Source organism: Kitasatospora sp. NPDC048407 (genome assembly GCF_043200475.1).
GTDB lineage: Bacteria > Actinomycetota > Actinomycetes > Streptomycetales > Streptomycetaceae > Kitasatospora.
The window spans coordinates 283,809-305,504 of sequence record NZ_JBICXW010000004.1 but is presented as its reverse complement, the minus strand read 5'-3'; the positions used below and the strand labels follow the sequence as shown (position 1 = coordinate 305,504).

Here is a 21,696-nt window from a genome sequence, read left to right as displayed (position 1 = left end):
TGCCACCGTCGATGATGGGATTGACCCCGTGGACGACCAGATCCGGCACCCCCTCGCGTACGCCCGCGCGCTGCGCGGCTGGTCCCAGACCGACCTCGCGGCCCGAATCCACCGTGCTGCCAGGAACCGGCCCGAGGGTCTTCGCTCCGGCATCGACAAGGCCGCCGTCAGCAAGTGGGAGAACGGGCGCAAGACGCCCAGCATCGAATCCCAGCTCCTGATCGCCGAAGCCTTCGACGTCCCGATCGGCGACCTGGGGGCCTTCGAGTGGCCGCACTGGCTACCCGGCCAGGAACAACCGGTGCCGCTCGGGGTGGCGTTCACCGTCCACGCACTTCGAGACGCACAGAGAGCCACCATGGACCACCGCCGCCGCACCTTCATGGCCTTCAGCGCGCTCGCGCTGGCCGGGCTCTCCGCCCAGTGGGCCACCCTCGAACCCGACCGGCTCACCACCGCCCTGAACGGTAAGCACGTCGACGGTGAACTGGTCGACTGGCTGGAGGACACCAGCGCCAAGCTGACCACCATGCCCACCGAACAGCGCCAGCACACCGCGAAGTTGATGAACGCCCAACTGGAGACGGTCACCGACCTGCTGGCACGGGGCCGGTACACCGAACCGGTCGGCCGACGACTCCACCAGCTGGCCGCCTCCCTGGCCAGCACCTGCGGCTGGCACCGCTTCGACCAGGGGTACCACCACGCGGCGGGCAAGCTCTGGAACGCGGCCCTGTCGAACGCGCACGCCGCCCGCGACCGCGACCTCGGCGCCGGCATCCTCTCCGACTTCGCCTACCAGTCGATCTGGCTCACCCAGCCCGACGCCGCTGTCGAACCCCTCAGCCAAGCCCTCGTCCACACTCGGCACCCCACCGCCCGGTCCCTGCTTCATCTTCGCCGGGCCCGCGCGCACGCCGCCCTCGGCGCCGCCCCCGCCTGCCATCACGACCTGGCCGCCGCCGAGACCGCTCTCCTGACCGACAGTCCCGACCCGGCACCGGCCTGGTGCCGATGGATGAGCACCGCGGACCTCGCCGTTGACTCCGGCCAGTGCATGCTCGACCTCGGCCGCACCGACGAGGCCCACGCTCGTATCGACGAAGGCATGAGCCTGCTGCCGCGCTCCCGTGACAAGACACGAGGGATCTTCCTGACCTACGAGGCCCGCAGCCTCCTACAGGCCCGCGAGGTCGAACAGGCCCTCGCCGTTGCCAACCAGTCCCTCGACCTCGCCACCCGGATCGGCGCCGAACGGTGCGTCACCCTGGTACACGAACTCGCCCCGGCATTCCAGCCCTACCGCCAGGTCGATGGCGTCTCCGACCTCATGGACCGTCTCAAGGCGAGCTGACGACATGGGATCGGAGCAGCACCTTCCAGCTTGCACAATGCGGTCGGATGGACGACCAGGCTCCAGGGCCGGCCGTCGATCCGGTTAAGGAGCGAGCGGCAAGGGGTGAGCGGTCGGCGGTCACTTCGCTCCGATCTCGGACCAGGCGGTCTTCCCGAACGGGGCCTCGTCAGCGCCCCCACCTGCGACTGGGTGGGGGCCGGTTCGCCGTCGAGGACAGCGGAACCGACCCTCGTCGCATTCGCTTTCGGTTCCTTTGCCTGAACACGCGTCACTTGGACCGCGAGCACGTCCACTTCACCGGCCACGGGCGCACGGCGGGAGCCGGCCGCCTGGTACCGTCCGGCCGGTGACCACCAGTGTGTTTCAGCCGCCGCTGCTCACCCGCCTGCTGGCCGCCGAGCGGATCCTGATCGCCGGCGCGGGCGGCGGCTTCGACGTCTACGCGGGGCTGCCGCTCGCCCTCGCGCTGCGCGCCGCCGGGCGCGAAGTGCACCTGGCGAACTTCTCCTTCAGCAACCTGTACGGCCTCGACCTGGACGTCTGGCACGCCCCCGAGCTGGCCCGGATCACCCCCGACGTGCGCAGCGCGGACGCTTACTTCCCCGAACGCTCGCTGGCCCGCTGGCTGCGCGCGCACCAGCAGCCGGACACCGTCTGGGCGTTCCCGTCCACCGGCGTCCAGCCGCTGCGCGCCGCCTACCGGGCGCTGGTCGAGCACCTCGGAATCGACGCGATCCTGCTGGTCGACGGCGGCACCGACATCCTGCTGCGCGGCGACGAGGCCGGACTCGGCACCCCCGAGGAGGACATGGCCTCGCTCGCCGCCGTGGCCGGGCTCACCGAGGTGCCCACCCGGCTGGTCGCCTGCCTGGGCTTCGGCATCGACGCCTATCACGGCGTCAACCACGCGCTGGTGCTGGAGAACCTGGCCGCCCTGCAACGCGACGGCGGCCACCTCGGCGCGTTCTCGCTCCCCGCCGACGCGCCCGAGGCCGCCCTCTACCTGGACGCCGTCGCGCACGCCCGCCAGGAGTGCCCCGAACACCCGAGCATCGTCCACGGCTCGATCGCCGCCGCCCTGCGCGGCGAGTTCGGCGACGTCCGGTTCACCGAACGTACCGGCAACAGTGCGCTGTTCATCAACCCGCTGATGACGATGTACTTCGGTGTGACGGTGGAGGCGCTGGCCGCCCGCCACCTCTACCTCGACCGGCTGGAGCACACCGTGCTGATGCGCCAAATCGCCGCCGCCATCGGCGACTTCCAGGACTCCCTCCCCCGGCAGCGCCCGCCCCGCGTCTACCCGCACTGACCGGCGGTCAGCCCTTGCGGGCGGCGGCGGCGATCTTCGCGGTGGTGTGGAAGAACCGCGAAGTCGCCTGCCCCTGATAGGACTTGGGGAAGGCGGTGGCCGGGTTGCCGGTCATCCGGCCGCCACGCAGGTGCATCACCACGAACGCCGCGCCCGCACTCGCGCCGATCATCTCCCAGTCGCCCTTCGGCGAGGCCACCGGCAGGACCAGCTCGGGCGGCAGCGGCTCGGAGAGGAACAGCACGCACAGGCGGTCGTCCCCGGTGACCTCCACGCCCGCGAACGGGTCCAGCGCGACCACGGCCTCCACCTCCTCGACCGTCCGCAGCATCACCGGCACCGGATACCCCAGGCCCTCCGCCAGCCCCGCCTCGATCCGCGCCGTCAGCGCTGCCCGGTCGGTCTCCGCGCTGCGGAAGAACACGTTGCCGCTCTGGATGTACGTCCGCACGCCCTCCAGCCCGAGGGCCGCGAACAACTCCCGCAACCGGTCCATCTTCACGGTGCGGCCGCCGACGTTGATCGCCCGCAGGAAGGCGATGTAGGTCTCCATGCGCGGAGTCTAGGACGGGCCGCCGACAATCAGCGGTTCCGCCGGTACGGCGGCCTACACTCCGCGCATGACGACCTGGCAGGACTTCGAGCAGCAGGCTCCTGATCTCGCCCCGCGCATCCGCGCCCGCTTCGAGGCGTACCGGCACCATGTGCTCGCCACGCTGACCAGGGACGGTTCGCCCCGGGTGAGCGGCATCGAGGTGGACTTCCTCGGCGCCGACCTGTACCTCGGTTCGATGGCGGGCGCGGTCAAGGCGCTCGACCTGCGCCGCGACCCGCGCTGCGCCCTGCACTCGAACCCGGGGCCGGACACCAGCCTGACCGGCGGGGACGCGAAACTCGCCCTGTACGCCGTCGAGTTGACCGACCCGGACGAGCTCGCCGCGTACGCCGCCGAGCTGCCCGAGCCGCCGCCCGGCCCCTTCCACGCGTTCCGGCTGGAACTGCGCCGGGCCACCCTGACCGAGGTGGCGGAGGACCACCTGCTGATCAGCACCTGGCAGCCGGGCGAGGACGTCAAGGTGATCCAACGCCGGTAACGGCCACCTTCGCCGGAGAAGGAGACCGCCACCCGACGGGACGTCAGCCGTTCGGCAGGATCACCGCGCGCCCGTTGATCTTCCCGGCGTGCAGGCGCTCGTAGGCGAGCGGCGCCTCGTCGATGCCGTACGTCTCGACGTGCACGTCGATCGCGCCGGCCCGGGCCAGGTCGAGGACCTCGATCAGCTCGGAGCGGCTGCCCCAGTACGGGGAGCTGACGCGGGCGTCGTAGGGCAGCGCGCCGAAGCCGACGGCCAGCGTGCCGCCGCCCAGGCCGACGATGCTGACGTCGCCCTCGACGGCGACCAGCTGCCCGGCCAGCGCGGTGGTGGGCGGGGCGCCGACGAAGTCGAAGACGGCCTGCGCGCCGAGCCCGGCGGTCAGTTCGCGGACCTTCGCGGCGGCGGCGCCGTCCGAGAGCACCGCCTCGTGCGCGCCGACCGCGCGGGCCAGTTCGAGCTTCTCCGCGGAGACGTCCACGGCGATCACCCGGGCCGCGGTCATCGCGCGCAGCAGCTGGACGGCGACGTGCCCGAGGCCGCCGGTGCCGATCACCACCGCCGTGGAGCCGGGGACGAGCTTCGGCAGCGAACCCTTGATCGCGTGATAGGGCGTCAGCCCGGCGTCGGTGAGCGGCACGGTCCGCACTGGGTCGAGGTCGCCGAGCGGGACCAGGTGCCGCGGGTCGTCGACCAGCAGGTACTCGGCCATCGCGCCGGGCGCGCCCAGCCCGGGCGGCCGGATGCCCAGCTCGTGCGCCCGCAGGCAGTAATTCTCCTTGCCCTCGGCGCACTTGGCGCAGCTGCCGCAGCCCCACGGACCGTACACCGCGACCGACTCGCCCTCGGTGAAGCCGGTGACTCCGGCGCCGAGCGCGGCGATCGTGCCGACGCCCTCGTGGCCGAGGGTGAGCGGCAGCGGGAACGGCAGCTGCGCGGCGGGCCAGCTCATCACGGCTATGTCGGAGTGGCACACACCGGCGGCGGTGACCTTCAGCAGCACCTGCCCGGGGCCGGGTTCGGGGTCGGGGACGGTGACCACCTCGGGGTGGCTGCCGACGGTGCGGTACTGGACTGCCTTCATGGCTGGAAAACCCTCTCTCTCGTGCGGGCCCCCGTACGACGGACGGTCAGCGGGCGGAGTAGCCGCCGTCGACCAGGTGGTAGCTGCCGGTGATGAAGGACGCCCGCTCGGAGAGCAGGAACGCGGTGAGTTCGGCGACCTCCTCGGCGCGGCCGAGGCGCCCGGCGGGGTGCAGCGCGATCAGCGCCGCGCGCGCGGCCGGGTCGGCGTCCTTGAGCAGCGGGGTGTCGACGAAGCCCGGGCCGACCGCGTTGACCCGGATGCCCTGCCCTGCGTACTCCAGCGCGGTGGACTTGGTCAGGCCGACCACGCCGTGCTTGGCGGCGACGTACGCGGGCGAGCCGGCGAAGCCGTTGGTGCCGAGGATGGAGGACATGTTGACGATCGCGCCGCCGCCGGCGGCGAGGATCTCCGGCAGTTCGTAGCGCATCGAGTAGAAGACGCCGTCCAGGTTGGTGGCGAGCACCCGCCGCCAGTCCTGCGGGTCGTAGCCGCCGGTGGGGGCGACGGCGCCGCCGATGCCGGCGTTGTTGACGGCCAGCGAGAGCGGACCGAGGCCCTGCACGGTGGTGCGGACGGCGGCCTCGACGGAGGCCGGGTCGGTGACGTCGACCTGCACGGCGAGGGCCTCGGCGCCGATCGCCTCGAGGGCGGCGACGGCCTCCCGGGCGGCGTCCAGGCGGAAGTCGGCGACGGCGACCTTCGCACCGCGCCCGGCGAGCATGGTGGCGACGGCCAGGCCGATGCCGGAGGCGGCGCCGGTGACGAGAGCGGTGCGGCCGGTGAACTCCTGGGTGGTCATGGGTGGTCGTTCCTTTCGTGCGCCGCCGGGGGGCGGACGCGGGTGGTGCGGGTGTGCCGACGGGGGGTCAGCGTGGGGGTTCGACCGCGACCAGGTCGAAGGCGCGGTCGATCAGGGCGGGCAGGTCGCCCGCCGGGTCGCGCACCCAGGTGCGGGTGGCGGCGTGCAGGGCGGCGACGCCGAGGCCGACGGCGACGGCGGGCCGCAGGTCGGTCTCCGGGTGCAGGCCGAGCCGGGCGGCGACCAGCCGGATCGACTGCTCCTCCTCGGCGACGGCGATCCGCCGGTAGGCGGCGGTCAGCGCGGGCTCCTCGTCGATCAGCACGAACAGCGCCCGCATGCCGGGGCGGCGGTGCCAGGCCGGGTGGTCGGCGTCGCGCAGCCAGGCGGTGACGGCGGCGCGGTAGGCGGCGACCGGGGTCTCGGCGGCGGGCCGGGCGGCGAGTTGCTCGTTGATCCGGGTGAAGTCGGTGCGCAGGGAGTCGAGGACGGCGTCCTCGCGGGACGGGAAGTAGCGGCTGAAGGTGCGCCGGGAGACGTCGGCGGCGTCGGTGACGTGTTCGACGGCGAGGGCGGCCAGGCCGTGTTCCAGGGTGAGGCGCAGCGCGGCGTCGGCCATCGCCTCGCGGGTGCGGCGGGACTTGCGGTCGCGCCGCCCGAGCGAGACCGGCGGCTGCCACTGGTCGGTGCTCATGTGATCACCGTACTACCGAAAATGTCCCGGCGGGACATGAGTCCCGCCGGGACATCCGGGCCCGGGCCGTGCTGCTCACGTCCCGGACGGATCCGGGACGGTCTCATTGCCCGGCGGGGCCCCAGAGACGGTCGGTGCAGCGGGCGTAGGTGTCGCGCCAGTGCGGCCAGTGGCGGACGGTCTCGTCGTCGCAGTCGGCCAGCAGGCGGTCGATCTGTATCGGGTCGACGCCTTCGAGCAGCCAGACCAGGGCGTCGGACGCGGACGGGCCCTCGGCGAGGCGCAGCAGGTCGAGCAGTTCGGGCAGGGTGCCGATCCGGGAGCCGGGCTGGAAGATGTCGGCCATCCGCGGCAGCAGCTGGCGCTCCTCGATCCGCAGGTGGGTCTCCACCCGGGCGGCGAGTTCCTCGACGGCGTAGGAGACCGGCCAGGAGCTGGCGGGGTCGCGGGTGGCGATGCCGACCAGGGTGGTGGTGCGGGTGAAGCACTGGTCGAGGTTGTGGTGGTCGGACTCCAGCCAGTTGAGCAGCAGCCGCAGCTCGGGCGAGAAGCGGCGCAGCAGCGGCCACAGCCGGGTGTCCTGCTGCTCGTGGTGGCAGGTCACCATGGCGGTGACGAAGTCCCAGTGCCGCTTGAGCGCGAGCGCGCTCTCGTGGTCGTCGGGCTGGAGCAGTCGCAGGGCCTGCGGGATCCGGGCGAGGTCGCGGCGGACGGCGGCGTGCACCAGGCGCAGTCCGGCGAACGGCAGGAGTTCGGCCACGGGCGCGGCGGGCAGCTCCTCGCACGGGGCGGGAATGGTCGTCGGGCCGACGGACAGCAGGTGACGGGACATGGCGCTCTCTTCACGACTGGCTGGGGCTGGCCGGAGCGGGGGCCGCGGTTGCGGCGCCCCGGTCCAGTTCTCCGGTCCACGGGGTCCAGGGTGGGAGCAGTGCATCAGGGTCGAATGAACGACCGATTGATGTGCAGGTCAGCGCGTTTTCGGAGCCGTTTCCGACCTCGGTCAGTCGGATTCGGGTCCGGCGGTGTTGGCGGTCAGCCATTCCAGGGTGTGCGGGATCATCTTCTTGAAGTCGGAGGTGAGGTGCTTGCCGCCGGGCTGCTCGTAGTACTCGACGGTGGTGGGGGCCTTGGCCTTCTCCACCCAGTTCTTCACCAGCTTGGTCTCGTACGGGTTGGCGCCGCCCGCGGTGGCCAGCATCCGCACGTCGGCGGTGCCCTCGGCGATCAGCTTGTCGGGGCTGTTGGCCTGGCGCTCCTGGTCGTGGCCCTTCCACAGCGGCGAGTCCGGGTTCCAGTAGCCGTCGATCGGCACCGCGGCCTTGAACACGTCGGGGTGCTGCAGGGCGAGCTTGGCGCTGCAGAACGCGCCGGTGGAGGCGCCCATCACGGCCCAGCCGTCGCGGCCCTTGACGGTGCGGAAGTTGGCGCGGATGAAGTCCGGGATGTCCTCGGCCATCCAGGTGCCCATCTTCGGCTGGCCGGGGATGTCGGCGCACTCCAGGGCCTTGGACTCGTTGGAGTCCAGGTTCTGCACCGGCATGATCATGATGAACGGGTGGGCCTTGCCCTGGGAGACCATCTGCTCGTCGATCTCCTGGATCGGCAGCTGGTTGTCGGTCCAGGTGTTGTAGCCGGCGCTCTGGCCGCCCGCGTACAGGGTGAGCACCGGGAAGCCGGTCTTCGCGTACTTCGGGTCGTTGTACTGCGGCGGCAGCCAGACCCACACCTTGCCGCTGACACCGGACTTGGGGCCGGCCAGGGTGGTCATCATGATCGGCCCGGCGCCGGTGTCGCGGACCTTGGACAGCTGCGCAGCCGGGCCGGTCGGCATCAGCACCTTGGACGGCTTGGGCGGGGCGCTGCTGCTCTGCGCGGCGGACGGGGACGAGTGGCCTGCGGCGCTCGCGCCCTTGGCGTCGCCGGAGGTCCCGGTGTTGCTGCCGCAGGCGGCCAGCGGGGCGGCGAGGGTGAGCAGGGCGGCGGCGGTCAACAGACGGCGGGCGGCGGAACGGGGCTGCGGCAGCACGGGGCGGTCTCTCCGGGCGGGGGCCGACCCGGCAGCCGGGAGGGGCCCTGGTCATTGGGCTTGGCCGGGGCCGCCGCGCGCTGGTGACGGCCGGCGCTCCCCGGGAACGGCCGCGACCGCACAAAGGTGCGGCGATTGGGCCGTTCGAGATCCTATGACGTGCCGCCCCGGGCCCCGGTTGCGGAGGGGTGAACAACCCGCCGCACGGCGGGGGCGGCCCCCGCCGTACGACGGGGGCCGCCCGTTTCCGGGAGCGGCGTCACGGACGCCAGGTGTCGTTCAGGGTGATCCTTCCGCTCGCCGGGACGGTCGCGGTGCGGTTGGTACCGCTCTCCCAGGTGACGGTGCCGGCGGCGTCCTTGCGCAGGTACTTGTACTGGATCGCGGTGCCGCCGGGCAGCGCCACGTCCAGCTTCCACACCGGGTAGGAGGCGGAGCCGAGCAGCAGCGCCTTCGAGGTGTCCCAGCCGCCGAGCGCGGCCGCGTCGCCGACCACGTAGAGGTTCTGGCCGGGCGAGGTGGTGCCGTTGACCGCGAACGAGGCGCCCGGCGCGGTGCCGGCGGCGGTGGCGCCGACGTGCAGCGCGACGGCGTCGTTGGCGCCGACCGAGGCGGTGAACTTGCCGTCCGCGCCGACGGTGTAGGTCGGGCCGGAGCAGCCGCCGCTCACCGGGTCGCCGTGCTGGACGTCGCAGTAGACGCCGGCGGGCAGCGAGGTCTGGAAGGTCTGGGTGATCGCCGAGCTCTCCCGGTTGATCGCCACGTAGCCCTTGGTGCCGCGGCCGAAGGCGATCGCGTTGTTGCCGTTGGACCACCAGTTGGTCATCGCGGCACCGGCCACCGCGTTGCGGAAGCCGACCATGTTGGCGACCTGCCGCCAGGCGTGGACGCAGTTCCAGCCGTTCTGGTAGCAGGCGGTGACGGCGCCGGCGTTCGGCGGGCCGTCGTCGTTGCTGCTGAACGCGTAGCCGGAGTAGACGTTCGGCGAGCCGTACGGGTGGGCCAGCATGAAGACGTTGGCCAGCGTGTAGGTGGAGCCGTCCTTGTAGGTGAGGGTGGAGCCGTTGCGCTCGGTGTCCCAGTTGTCGACGAAGGTGCGGGCCTGGGCGGAGGCGAGCAGGCCGCTGCCCCAGCTCTGCAGGTCGGATATCTTGCCGCCCTGGAAGGAGCTCTTCAGCCAGGTGCCGGAGCGGAACTCGTCCACGTCGCCGGTGCCGGTGTACTCGGAGGGCTGGATCGGCTCGCCCGCGCCGTAGATGACCTCCTGCACCCAGTACGCGTTCGGGTTGCTCATCTTGGCCTTGATGGCGGCCAGGTCGGTGGCGGCCATGTGCTTGGCGGCGTCGATCCGGAAGCCGTCCACGCCGAGCGAGAGCAGGTCGCTGAGGTAGTTGGCGATGGTCTGCTGGACGTACGCGGAACCGGTGTTGAGGTCCGCGAGGCCGACCAGCTCGCAGTTCTGGACGTTGGCGCGGTCGGCGTAGTTGGTGATCGACGTCCGGCAGGAGTGGAAGTCCTGGTCCTGGTAGTAGCCCGGGTAGTTGTACTTGGTGTAGACGGTGCCGCCGGTGCCGGTGCCGCTGCCGGCCGACATGTGGTTGATCACCGAGTCGGCGAGCACCTTGACGCCCGCCGCGTGGCAGGTGGTGACCATGTTCTTGAACGCGGTGCGGTCGCCGAGCCGGCCGGCGATCTTGTAGCTGACGGGCTGGTAGGACGTCCACCACTGGGCGCCCTGGATGTGCTCCTGGGGCGGGGAGACCTCGACGAAGCCGTAGCCCTTGGGGCCGAGGGTGTCGGTGCAGGCCTTGGCCACCGAGTCGAACTTCCACTCGAACAGGGTGGCGGTGACGCCCTTGGTGCCGGGCGGGGTGGCGGCGGCGGTGGGCGCCAGCGAGAGCCCGGCGCCGGCCGAGAGGCCGAACGCCGCGAGGGCGGTGCAGGCGGCGACGGCGCGCTTCCTGCGGGCGGGGGCGAGGGTGGGCAAGGGAGCGCTCCTGGGGGAGGCCCGGTCCGCGGACGCAGGTCGCGGACCGGGAGGCGGCTGGGTGGGGCCGCGACGGCTGGGGTGTTGGGGCCGTCCGCGCGGAGGGAAGGTGCCACTGCAAGAGACTGCAAGGTGGGGTGAAACTTGCAGGAAATTTGCAGTGGCATGACCATATGGTCGGCCCGGACGGCCGTCAAGGGAGCCCGCGGCCCGCTCCGGGGCCGGTAAAACGGCAGCGCCGGACCGCCGCTGACAGTGCGTCAACGGCGGACCGGCGCTCGGCGGGCGGGGCCCGGAGGAGGAGCCTCAGCCCAGCTGCTGCTCGATCACGTCACAGGCCCGGGCGGTGCCGCCCTCGCCCATCGCGCGGGCGCTCAACTCCCGCAGGCGGGCGGCCACTTCCTCGCTCCCGACCAGCTCGGTGAGCGCCGACCACAGCGCCTCGGGCGTGGCGTCGGCGGTGTCCAGCCGGCGGGCCACGCCGAGCTCGACCAGCCGGTCGGCGTTCATGAACTGCTCGGCGGCCTGCGGCACCGCGATCATCGGCACGCCCGCCAGCAGCCCTTCGCCGCAGCCGCCCATCCCGGCATGGGTGACGAAGGCGTCGGCCTGCTCCAGGACCGCCCGCTGCGGCACCCAGGAGTGCACCTCGACGTTGGCCGGGATCTCCCCCAGCTCGGCCGGGTCCACGTGCTTGCCGATCTGCAGCACCAGGTGCCAGCCGGGGCGGCCGCCGAAGGCCGCCAGGCAGTTCCGGTAGAACTCGGGCTGCCGGGTGAACGCCGAACCGAGCGACACCAGCAGCACCTTCTCCGCCCCGGCCGGACGCCGCCAACCGCCCTGCTCCGCCCGCAGGTCGAAGCACGGCCCGACGAACTCCACGGCCTTGCGGTCCACCCGGTCGGCGTGCGGCTGCATCGCCTCGGTGATCATCGCGACGGCCCGGGCCGGCCGCCCGGAGAACGCGTCCACGTCCACCGTGGTGGCGCCGGAGCCGGCCAGCCACTCGGCGAAGAGCCCGAAGTAGCCGTCCGCTCCCGGCAGTTCGCGGATGGCGGCACCCACCTCCGCCTGGTAGCCGTCCCAGGCGACCAGGGTCGGCGAGAGCTGGACGATCGGCCGGCCCTGCGCCTCGGCGAGCGCCCGGGCGGCGTACGCGCCGATGTCGTACAGGTAGACGTCGGCCGGGTCGGCGTCGTAGTGCGCGTGCAGCCGGGGGAGCATCGCGATCGCGTCCTCCAGGAAGACCCGCATCTGGCCGATCGGGTCGTCCGGCCAGTCGTGGTCGGCGACCGGCAGGGTGGACGGGTACGGGACGAGCTCGGCGCCGGTCGGGGTGATCAGCCCGGCCGCCGACGGGTCGTTGAAGTACGTCACCCGGTGGCCGCGGGCGACGAGTTCGCGGATCACTTCGAGGCTCGGGCGGACGTGGCTGACGGCCGGGATGCCGATCATGGCGATATGGGCGCGACGGGTCATGCGAAAGCACCTGCTTCCGGTCTACGGGGCTGGGAAGGGAACACCGCACCGCCGGCGCGCCGTCAGGGGGCGCCGTGGCGTGCGGGACGCGTGGCTCGGGGCACTGCCCCGGCCGCGTCAGCCGTAGATCTGGTGGAAGAAGGACATGCCGGGACCTTAACCCGCCCGGCCCGTCGCACGCATCCGAATTAAATCCGGCTCCCGCCAAGGTAATTGACTGATCATCATGCGAACGCGCCGGTGCCCGGCAGCCGAAGCGGCTGCCGGGCACGGGCACTACCGAAGGAGCGTCAGCTGGTCTGGATCGCGGTGTCGTCGACCACGAAGGAGGTCTGCAGCGAGACGTCCTCGACGGCGTTGAACTTCACCGTGACGGTCTGACCGGCGTAGGCCGACAGGTCGATGGTCTTCTGCGCGTAGCCGGTGTTCTTGTCGAGGTTGGAGTACGTGGCGACCGAGGTGCCGTTGACGGTCACGGTCATCTTGTCGTACGCCGTGCTGGTGGTGGTCTCGGCGGTGTCGATGTGCAGCCAGAAGCTCAGCGACGCCTTGCAGCCCGACGGGATGGTGACGGTCTGCTGGATGCTGTCGGTGTGGCTGGAGCCGTAGCCGTCCATCCACGCCTTCCAGGAACCGCCGTGCGCGGCCTGCGAGGTGGAGTTGTCGACCACACCGCTGGTGGTGGTCCACGGCGCGGCGCTACCGGTCTCGAAGCCGGGGTTGCCGAGCAGCTGGGCCGGGGTGCAGCTGCCGCCGCCGCCACCGCTGACGGTCCAGGTGAAGGAGACGGAGCCGGTCTTGGCGGCGGCGTCCTTCGCGGTGACGGTCACGTTGTAGGTGCCGGCCGCGGTGGCGGTGCCGGTGATCTTGCCGGTGGCGGCGTCGATCGACAGGCCGGTGGGCAGGCCGGTGGCCGTGTAGGTGAGCGGCGCGGTGCCGCCGGTGGCGTTTATCTGCAGGCTGACCGAGGAGTTCAGCGCGGTCGACTGGTTGCCGGGGCTGGTCACGGTCGGGCCGCCGGTGCTGGGCACCGAGCCGACGTTGACGGCCGCCCAGGCGGTCGCGGTGGCGTTGTACTCGGCCGAGTTGGCGCCGTACAGGTCGGTCGCGGCGGACAGCATGCCGGCCCGCGCGCTCGCGTAGTTGGTGGACGAGGTCCAGTAGGTGGTCAGCGCCCGGAACCAGATGGCGGCGGCCTTGTCGTGGCCGATGCCGGTGACCGGGATGTTGTTGTAGGTCGGCGAGTTGTAGCTCACGCCGTTGACCACCTTGGCGCCGCTGCCCTCGGACAGCAGGTAGAAGGCGTGGTTGCCGACGCCGGACGAGTAGTGGACGTCCTTGTTGCCGACCGTGGAGGACCAGTAGTCGGCGGACGCGCCGTCCTTGGACGGCTGGTCCATGTAGCGCAGCGGCGTGCCGTTGCCGTTGATGTCGATCAGCTCGCCGACCAGGTAGTCCGGGTTGTCCTTGGAGTTGTTGGCGTACCACTCGACCATGTTGCCGAACACGTCCGAGGTGGACTCGTTCAGGCCGCCGGACTCGCCGGAGTAGATCAGGCCGGCCGTGTTGGAGGTGACGCCGTGCGTCATCTCGTGGCCCGCGACGTCGAGTTCGGTCAGCGGGTGGGTGTTGCCCGAGCCGTCGCCGTAGGTCATGCAGAAGCAGCTGTCGTCCCAGAAGGCGTTGACGTAGTTGCTGCTGTAGTGGACCCGGCTGTAGGCGCCGACACCGTCGTTGCGGATGCCGTTGCGGCCGAAGGTGTTCTTGAAGTAGTCCCAGGTCATCGAGACGCCGTAGTGGGCGTCGACGGCCGCGGACTCCTTGTTGGCGGCGGTGCCGTCGCCCCAGGTGTCGGTGGACTTGGTGAACAGGGTGCCGTTGCCGCTGGTCCCGTTGTTCATGTTGGTGGTGTACATCCCACCGCGGGTGGCGTCCTTCAGCTGGTACGTCGAACCGGACAGCGTGGTGCCGACGTTGACGGTGCCGACGAAGACGCCGGTGCCGGTGCCGGTCTCGATGCCTTCCCACTTCTGGATGACGTCGCCGCTGTTGGCGTCGGTCACCACGTGCAGCTTGCTCGGGGTGCCGTCCTTCTGGGTGCCGGCGACCACGGTCTCCCAGGCCAGCCGCGGGCTGTTGTCGGCGGCCCACACCACCAGGCGGGGCGCGGTCTCCAGCGCGGAGCCGGACTCGGCGGCCAGCGCGGTCGCCTGGCCCTTGGCGGCGGCCAGCTTCGGGGTGGTGGACAGGCCGTTCAGCGACGCGGTGGAGGCCCGGTCGACACCCTTGGTGGTGCCGTTCGCGGCCTGGTGGACGACCATGTCGCCACCGAGGACGGGGAGTCCGTTGTAGGTGCGCTCGTAGCGGAAGTGCTGGGTGCCGTCGGCGTCCTTGAACGCGTCCTTGACCACCAGCTTCTCGGCGGAGCCCATGCCCAGGTTCTGCGCGACCTGGGGGGCGCGGGAGCCCGCGTCCGAGAGCAACTGGGCGCGCCCGGCGGCCACCTGCTGGCCGGCGACCTGCGAGGCCGCGGACGGGCCGGCGGGGGCGGCCTGGGCCACCACCGACGGGATCGCGGTCACCAGCAGGGCGGTGGTGGCCGCGAGGGCGGCCATGCTCACGCGGGCATGCGTGTAGCGAGACATTCGGGACTCCTTTACCGACCGTCGCGGGGTCACGAGCGGTGAAGAGAATCTGGCCGCGGTTGCGGCGCAGCGGGGGCCCCGGCCGCCTGTCGCGGCGAGGGTGCGGTGCACGTACGCGGTGCGTGGCTGCGGGGCTGCCGGTGGCCTGGGGAGGGCTCCACCGGCGGGAGTTGGGGCTACCTGTCTTCGCAGCGAGGGGAATCGTGGCAGCAAACACCCGTCGAATGACAGATGCATGCCACGGATTGACTCATTTATGACCGCCCTACAAGTACCTCAAGAGCCCCCCATGGTCCGGCATTTGGGATGCCGTCAGCTAAACATGGCGGTTGAAAGTACCGCACCGATGCTTTTCGGCCAACCCCGCAAGGGGCCCCACCCGGAGGTGAGACCCCTGTTACCGGCAGGGAACCGTTACTTCTGGACGAACACCGCCACCGTCCGGCCCGGCACCGTGAAGGTCCCCGAGGCCGCGTCGAAGGCTGCCTGCCTGACCACCGGATCGGTACCCGAGGCCTGCACCTGGTGCAGCGCCTGCGCCGTGCCGCGCAGGCCCGCCACCGTCTGGGTCTGTGCGGTCGGGGTGGCGTTGAAGACCACCGTGAGGCCCTTCTCGGCGCCCGGCAGTCCCGTCCCGTCCAGGTGCATGGTGATCACACCCGGGTTCTCCCCCGCGGTGCCGGACAGCGGGAAGGACAGCCGGCGCTGCACCTCGGCCGTGCTCGCCAGCGAGAACAGCGGCGAGGACTGACGGATCCTCAGGAACTGCTGGTAGAGCGCCGTGCCGGCACCCATCTCGTTGCAGCCCATCCGCAGCTTCGGGTCGGCCAGCAGCTGCTTGTCGCGGGCCCACATCTCCTGGTTGTCGGCCGCCATCGGCAGGCCGCGGCCCCAGCCGTTGCCCAACTTGCAGTCCCAGTTGACGGCGTTGAACCAGTCGCCGGAGTCGTACGAGTTGGCGTCCAGCGACTTGGAGCGCAGCAGGTCGCTGCCGGCCTGGGCGAAGCCCGGGCCCTGGGCGAGCGCGGTCAGCGACAGGCCGAGCGCCTGCATCCGGGCCCGGTCGGCGGGCGAGGTGCCCTGCGGCAGCTTGAACGCCAGCGCGTCGTACAGGTCGGCGTTGTCGTGCGCGTCCAGGTACTCCACCGCCTCGCCGGGGTTGGCCGCGTAGCCGGTCGGGGCGCCGTTGTAGTCGACTCCCTTGCCGGTGACGGACTTTCCGGCGGAGTCGGTGAACGCGTAGCCGGCCAGGTTGCCGGTCAGACCGACCTTGATCTGGTCCATCTGGTGCAGCAGCCGGTCCTTCTGCTCCGCCGAACTGCCGTTGTCGGCCGAGCCGTTCGGGTCGGTGTACAGGCCGGAGGCGAAGCCCTGCTGCGGGGCCGAGGACAGCATGTAGTTGCCGCCCCGCCCGGCGTCCCGGATCCGGTCGTTGAAGGTGGCGATGCCCGTCCCGGCCATGTTGGCCTGGGTGGCCTGGACGAACCGGGCGTCGTTCGCGACGGTGCCGAAGTTCCAGCCCTCGCCGTAGAGGAAGATGTTCTTCCCGTCCACGCCGTCCCGCTGCGGGGTGAGCCCGCCGAGCGCGGACCGCACGTCCAGCATGGTGGACTTCGGGTCCAGGCCCATCAGGTCGAACCGGAAGCCGTCCACCCGGTACTGCCTGGCCCAGGTGAGCACCGAGTCGACCACCAGCTTGTTCATCATGGCGTGCTCGGGCGCGGTGTCGGCGCAGCACGAGTCGGTGGTGACCTTGCCGCTGTCGCTGAGGCGCTGGTAGTAGCCGGGGACGACCTTGTCCAGCACCGAGTGCTCGTCCTGACCGGCGGCCGCGGTGTGGTTGTAGACCACGTCGAGCACCACCCGCAGGCCCGCGTCGTGCATCGCCTGCACCATCTCGCGGAACTGCACGGTGCGCGCCGTACCGGTGGGGTCAGTGGCGTACGAGCCCTCGGGGACGGTGTAGTGCAGCGGGTCGTAGCCCCAGTTGTAGGCGTCGTCGGCCTTCACCGCCGCCACGCACTCCTGCTGCTTGCTCGAATCGGCGGGCAGCGCGGCCAGGTCGCAGGCGGGGAGCTTCTGGTCGGCCCGGTTCTCCCGGATGGTGGCGATGTCGAAGGTCGGCAGCAGGTGAATGGTCGTCACCCCGGCCGCGGCGAGCTCCTTCAGGTGCTGCATGCCCGCCGACTTCGACTGCGTGAACGCCAGGTAGGTGCCGCGCTCGTCGGCCGGCACGGTGGTGTCGGCGGCCGAGAAGTCCCGCACGTGCAGTTCCTGGATCTGCTGCTTGACGGCCGGGATCGCCGCCGGGCTGCGGTGCTGGTCCCAGCCCTTGGGCTTGGTCGCGGCGGCCGACAGGTCGGCGACCAGGCTGCGCTTGGAATCGGCGGCCAGTGCGGTCGAGTACGGGTCGGTGACGGTGTTGGTGACCATCTTCCGCACGCTCGGCGCCCACACCTTGACCTGGTACAGGTAGTACTTGCCGTCCAGCTCCTTGGCGTCCTTGGTCAGCGACCACACGCCCGACGCCTCGTCGCGCTTCAGCGGCACGGTCTTCGGGGTGCCGCCGCTCGCCCTGTCGAACAGCTGCACCGCCACCTCGGTCGCGGTCGGCGCCCACAGCGAGAGCGTCACCTGGCGGTTGCTGCCGTTGCCCCGGCCCGGGCCCGTGTACACCGGGCCGAGCTGGGCCTTCGCGGCCTTCCCCGCGTACAGGTCGTCCAGCACGCCGGGGATCTGCACGCCGGTGGCGGCCAGCGCCGCGCCGTTCGGCAGGTGCTCGGCGAAGACCAGCTGGCTGCGCAGCGCGGCGGTGATCCGGCCGGCGTCGCGCGCGTCCACGGTGAACGCCCGGTAGCCGGACAGGTGCGGGAACTTCGCCTTCTGGGCGTCCGTCAGGCCGGCCGCCGGGGTGAGCCGGATCCAGTGGCCGGGCTTGGACAGCACGCCCTGCTCGACGCTCAGCCCGCCGGCCGGGTCGTAGATCAGCTGGGCGCTGGTGCCGCCCTTCAACTGGGCGTCCGCCGCACCGTAGTTGGCGGGCACCACGACGGTCTTCGCGTCGATCCACTGGGCCTTCGCGGAGCCCAGGTCGAGCTGCGAGGAGGCGCCGGCGGTCTGCGGCAGCAGGTAGCCCTCCTGGCCGCCGATGATCCACACCTCGCGGCCGGAGGTGGCGAAGTTCAGCGACTGGTCCTGCGGCAGGTCCTTGTCGTTGCCGTTGTGGATGATGTAGCTGAGGCTGCTCGCCCCGGCCGCCAGCGGCACCTCGAACACCGCGCCGAACGCGTCCTTGCGGGCCGGCATCAGCGGGTTGCCCCAGTCGGTCGGGGTGGCCGCGCCCGTCCAATCGTGCAGGCCCCAGCCGTCGTAGTTGCCGTCGGCGCGCCGGTAGTGGATGACCGCCTTGCCCTCCGGCACCGGCTGCGCCCCGTCCGGGTTGGCAGTGCGGACGGCCGGGTCGCCCTCCTTGATCCACACCTCGCCGGTGGCGGAGATGTCGATGTGCCGGTCCTGCTCGACGTCCTTGGTGCCGTTCTTCTCCACCACGAACCCGACGTCGGACGCCCCGCCCTTCAGCTTCACGTACGCGAACGCGCCGTACGCGTCCCGCCCGACGAAGCCGTGCCCGTCCGGCCAGGTGGTGCCCTCGCCGTCGGCGATGTCGCCCCAGGTGTACAGGTTCCAGCCGTCGTAGTTGCCGTCCTGGCGCTGGTAGTGCACCACCGCGTACGGCCGCGTCACCGCGCTCGGCGCGGGCACCGGCGCCTGCTGTCCGGTGGTGAACTGCCCGCTCGCGGAGGCCAGCCGGCCTGCCGAGTCCTGCACGACGGCCTTGAACCGCACCACGGTGCCGGGCGCGACGCCGTCCAGGTTCTGCGTGACGCGGTACACCCCGTTGTCGGCGGTGCCCAGCGTCCGCCACGGCCCGTTGCCGACCTGCGCGGCGAACGTCACCCGGTTGAACCCGCCACCGGGCACGCTCGCGCCGAGCGCCACCGTCCCGTACGAACCGTCGGCGGGGGCGTTCACGGTGACCGACGGACCCGCCGCCGGCTTGGCCAGCTTGTGCTTCGCCTTCAGCACCAGCGAGGACATCGCCGGGACGGTGACCGTCACCTTGCCGTCCGCGCCGCTGCTCACCTTGCCCTGGAACCCGTACAGGCCGTCGAAGTCCATGCCCGCGGAGAAGGTGTCCAGCGTGACGGTCTTCGCCCCGGCCGCGTTGTTCACCGCCACCAGGTACTCCACCTGGTCCTTGGCGTCGATCCGGGAGAACGCGTACACCCCCGGCCCGTCCGCCGCGTACCGCTCCACCTGCGCGCCGTCGGCCAGCGCCGGGTTGTCCTTGCGCAGCTTCGCCAGCCCGGCGATCCCCCGGTACAGCGCCCCGTCCCGGCCGTACCGGTCCTTCGAACCGGCGTCGCCGCCGATCACCGGGTCGCTGTTGTACGAGGGGGTCCTCGAGGCGAACATGTCCTGCCGGGCGTCCTTGTCGCCGCCCGCGCCGGTGAAGCCCTGCTCGTCGCCGTAGTAGACCACCGGCTGCCCGCGGGTCAGGAACTGCAGCTCGTTGGCCAGCCGGTCCTTGCCCAGCAGCGCCTCGTCCGACGCCCCCGGGTTGTCGCTCCGCAGGAACGACCCGAACCGGCCCATGTCGTGGTTGCCGAGGAAGGTCGGCAGCTCGTACGCGTCGGTGTCGGCCGTGGTGTACCGGTAGTCCTGCGCGTACAGCTCGCTCAGCGCCTTCGCCGAACCGTTCTGCGACACGTACTTCCGGGCCGCCTCCTGGAACGCGAAGTCCAGCGTCGCCTGCAGCTTGCCCTTGGTGACGTACGGCGAGGTCACCGCCGGGTCGCCCGAGTACACCTCGCCGAACATGAAGAACTTCTTGTTCCCCTGCTGCGCCGCGAACTGCTTCAGCGCCGGCGCCCACTGCTCCCAGAACGCCATGTTCACGTGCTTGACGGTGTCGATCCGGAACCCGTCCACCCCGGTGTCGGCCACCCACTGCTGGTAGATCTTCTCCATCCCCGCGACGACCTTCGGGTTCTGGGTGTCCAGGTCGTCCAGGCCGGAGAAGTCGCCCTCGGTCGCGGACTCGCCGACGAAGGTCGAGTTGCCCCGGTTGTGGTAGAGCGCCGGGTCGTTCAGCCAGGACGGGGACTTCGCCTTCGTGTCCGCCGGGGTCCGGAACACCGGGGTATAGGGGAAGGAGTCCTTCGAGATGCCCGGCCACTGCGCCCGGGCGTCGGCGACCGCCGTCTCGTCCACCGGGTTCCCGTCGGCGTCCAGCGTCGGATAGGCGCCCGTCGAGCGGTAGTCGTACGAGCCCTCCGCGTAGTCGATGACGTCTGCGGTGTGGTTGGTGATGACGTCGAAGAAGACCTTGAGGCCGCGCTTGTGCGCCTTGTCGATCAGCTCCTTGAGCTGCGCGTTGGTGCCGAAGTGCGGATCGACCTGGGTGAAGTCGGTGATCCAGTAGCCGTGGTAGCCCGCGGATGCGTCCGCCCCCGCGCCCTGCACCGGCTTGTTCTTGAAGATCGGCGCCATCCAGATCGCGGTGGTGCCGAGGTCCTGGATGTAGTCCAGCCTGTCGATCAGCCCTTGCAGGTCGCCACCGTGGTAGAAGCCCTTGTCGGCCGGGTCGAAGCCGTTGTCCAGCCGCCCGCCGGTGACCCCGCCGGTGTCGTTGCCGGTGCTGCCGTTGGCGAACCGGTCCGGCAGCACGAAGTAGAACTGCTCCCGGGTCAGGTCGTGCCGGGCCGCGGTCGAAGCCAGCGACGCATCCGACGGCGCGGCCGGCGGGGCCGGCGGCGCGGCCGACGCGAGCGGCACGGCGCCCAGCGTCGCGGCGATCAGCGAGGCCGCCACCAGGACGGAGGCCCGTCCGGGACGGCGGTACGGGGTGGTGCGGCGCGGGGAACGGGCTTGGGCGTCGGCCACGACAGGGCTCTCCCTCTGGGGCGCTCGGGCAGGGTGGGTGGCGTGGAACCTAGCGCTCTGCAAGATGTTTCAGCAAGATGCGAAAGCCCTTCCGGCCGGGAGTCATATCGAGTCGTGACCTGCCCCGCTTGGGATCCGCGCACGAACGAGACCCCGGTTCGACCCCCGGTAACCCTCGCGCCACAATGGACCGCATGCGCCTCGAGAACCGATCGACCCCTACCCCCGTAGGGGGACAGTCGGTGAAGAATCCCCGACTAGAGGATGAGCAAGCGGCCACACCTCTTCTGGCAGACTTCTCCTCCATGGGGGAACCGACCGAGATCCACGCACCCGGCGCCGACCGCGCCGAGCGGAGCACACGCGACGGTTCCGACCCGGGCACGGACCACACCGCCCACAAGCCCGGCGGAGCCACCCGCGTCGCCCAGCCACCCGCCGCCGGCCTCCGCGCCCGCCTGCGCGAGCAGCGACGCGCCCCGCGCAGACCGCACCTGTTCTTCGAACTCGCCCTGATCGGCATCAGCTACTGGCTGTACTCGCTGGTCCGCAACGCGGTTCCCGAGCAGGCCGCGATAGCGCACAAGCACGCCAACTGGATCTGGGACCTCGAACACACCCTCGGCATCGCCGTCGAGCGCTCGATCAACCACGCCGTGAACTCGGTGACCTGGCTGATCGTCGGAATGAACTACTACTACGCCACCCTGCACTTCATCGTCACCATCGGCGTACTGGTCTGGCTCTACCGCTCCCACCCCGGCCGCTACGCAGCCGCCCGCACGGTGCTCTTCGTCACCACCGGCATCGCCCTGCTCGGCTTCTACTTCTTCCCCCTCGCCCCACCCCGCCTGATGGACGCCGGCTTCGTCGACACCGTCACCGTCCACCAGACCTGGGGCTCCATGGCCTCCGGCGCCGGCGCACACGTCTCCAACCAGTTCGCGGCCATGCCCTCCATGCACATCGGCTGGTCCATGTGGTGCGGCCTCACCATCTTCTTCCTGGCCCGCCGCACCTGGGTCCGCGTCCTCGGCCTCGCCTACCCCCTCGTCACCCTCAGCGTGATCATCTCCACCGCCAACCACTTCTGGCTGGACGCCGTCGGCGGCGAGATCTGCCTGATCATCGGCTTCGTCGCGGCCCGGTTCATCTACCACAACTGGGTCTACCGCCTCCCCCGCGACCCGGACGACCCGGCGGAGCACACGCTGACGGTTCCGGTCTCCTGGGAAACCAAGGTCTCTGCCTAGGGAAACCAGGGGCG

14 protein-coding genes are annotated in these 21,696 nt (G+C 71.2%); 4 read left to right on the top strand and 10 right to left on the bottom strand.

Going from position 1 to position 21,696, the window contains the following annotated elements:
• The first annotated feature begins 28 nt into the window (after positions 1–28).
• Complete coding sequence (locus ACGFWJ_RS11490; RefSeq protein ID WP_392947826.1) at positions 29–1,354, top strand: helix-turn-helix transcriptional regulator; 1,326 nt, start codon at positions 29–31, stop codon at positions 1,352–1,354.
• 349 nt (positions 1,355–1,703) lie between these two features.
• The gene (locus ACGFWJ_RS11485; RefSeq protein WP_392947824.1) at positions 1,704–2,669 is read left to right on the top strand and encodes a DUF1152 domain-containing protein; all 966 of its coding nucleotides are present in this window, start codon (positions 1,704–1,706) and stop codon (positions 2,667–2,669) included.
• 7 nt (positions 2,670–2,676) lie between these two features.
• Here ACGFWJ_RS11485 and ACGFWJ_RS11480 read toward each other — a convergent pair whose 3' ends face one another.
• Entirely contained in the window at positions 2,677–3,222 is a 546-nt protein-coding gene (locus ACGFWJ_RS11480) for a DUF1697 domain-containing protein (protein ID WP_392947821.1), read from the bottom strand.
• Positions 3,223–3,289: 67 nt separating this feature from the next.
• Between ACGFWJ_RS11480 and ACGFWJ_RS11475 the strand changes: the two genes are divergently transcribed.
• Positions 3,290–3,763, top strand: coding sequence for a pyridoxamine 5'-phosphate oxidase family protein (locus tag ACGFWJ_RS11475; RefSeq protein ID WP_392947818.1), 474 nt, complete (start codon positions 3,290–3,292; stop codon positions 3,761–3,763).
• Positions 3,764–3,806: 43 nt separating this feature from the next.
• On the opposite strand, the gene ACGFWJ_RS11470 is transcribed toward ACGFWJ_RS11475, so the two are convergent.
• The 9 genes from ACGFWJ_RS11470 to pulA form a co-directional block, all read right to left on the bottom strand.
• Positions 3,807–4,847: an NAD(P)-dependent alcohol dehydrogenase gene (locus tag ACGFWJ_RS11470; RefSeq protein ID WP_392947815.1), complete on the bottom strand. Its 1,041-nt coding sequence runs from the start codon at positions 4,845–4,847 to the stop codon at positions 3,807–3,809.
• A 46-nt stretch (positions 4,848–4,893) separates the two neighbouring features.
• Positions 4,894–5,649, bottom strand: a complete 756-nt coding sequence (locus ACGFWJ_RS11465; RefSeq protein WP_392947812.1) for an SDR family NAD(P)-dependent oxidoreductase — start codon at positions 5,647–5,649, stop codon at positions 4,894–4,896.
• 67 nt (positions 5,650–5,716) lie between these two features.
• On the bottom strand, positions 5,717–6,343 hold the full coding sequence (locus ACGFWJ_RS11460; RefSeq protein ID WP_392947809.1) for a TetR family transcriptional regulator: 627 nt from the start codon (positions 6,341–6,343) through the stop codon (positions 5,717–5,719).
• 103 nt (positions 6,344–6,446) lie between these two features.
• Entirely contained in the window at positions 6,447–7,175 is a 729-nt protein-coding gene (locus tag ACGFWJ_RS11455) for a hemerythrin domain-containing protein (protein WP_392947807.1), read from the bottom strand.
• A gap of 171 nt (positions 7,176–7,346) precedes the next feature.
• Positions 7,347–8,372, bottom strand: coding sequence for an alpha/beta hydrolase (locus tag ACGFWJ_RS11450; RefSeq protein WP_392947804.1), 1,026 nt, complete (start codon positions 8,370–8,372; stop codon positions 7,347–7,349).
• Between the two features lie 259 nt (positions 8,373–8,631).
• Complete coding sequence (locus tag ACGFWJ_RS11445; RefSeq protein WP_392947801.1) at positions 8,632–10,359, bottom strand: carbohydrate-binding module family 20 domain-containing protein; 1,728 nt, start codon at positions 10,357–10,359, stop codon at positions 8,632–8,634.
• Positions 10,360–10,665: 306 nt separating this feature from the next.
• The gene (locus tag ACGFWJ_RS11440) at positions 10,666–11,838 is read right to left on the bottom strand and encodes a macrolide family glycosyltransferase (protein ID WP_392947798.1); all 1,173 of its coding nucleotides are present in this window, start codon (positions 11,836–11,838) and stop codon (positions 10,666–10,668) included.
• A gap of 290 nt (positions 11,839–12,128) precedes the next feature.
• Positions 12,129–14,483, bottom strand: coding sequence for a M4 family metallopeptidase (locus ACGFWJ_RS11435; RefSeq protein ID WP_392947795.1), 2,355 nt, complete (start codon positions 14,481–14,483; stop codon positions 12,129–12,131).
• A gap of 414 nt (positions 14,484–14,897) precedes the next feature.
• The gene (pulA, locus tag ACGFWJ_RS11430; RefSeq protein WP_392947792.1) at positions 14,898–20,429 is read right to left on the bottom strand and encodes a pullulanase-type alpha-1,6-glucosidase; all 5,532 of its coding nucleotides are present in this window, start codon (positions 20,427–20,429) and stop codon (positions 14,898–14,900) included.
• A gap of 305 nt (positions 20,430–20,734) precedes the next feature.
• Here pulA and ACGFWJ_RS11425 point away from each other — a divergent pair, with 305 nt between their 5' ends.
• On the top strand, positions 20,735–21,682 hold the full coding sequence (locus ACGFWJ_RS11425) for a phosphatase PAP2 family protein (RefSeq protein WP_392947790.1): 948 nt from the start codon (positions 20,735–20,737) through the stop codon (positions 21,680–21,682).
• Positions 21,683–21,696: the final 14 nt, after the last annotated feature.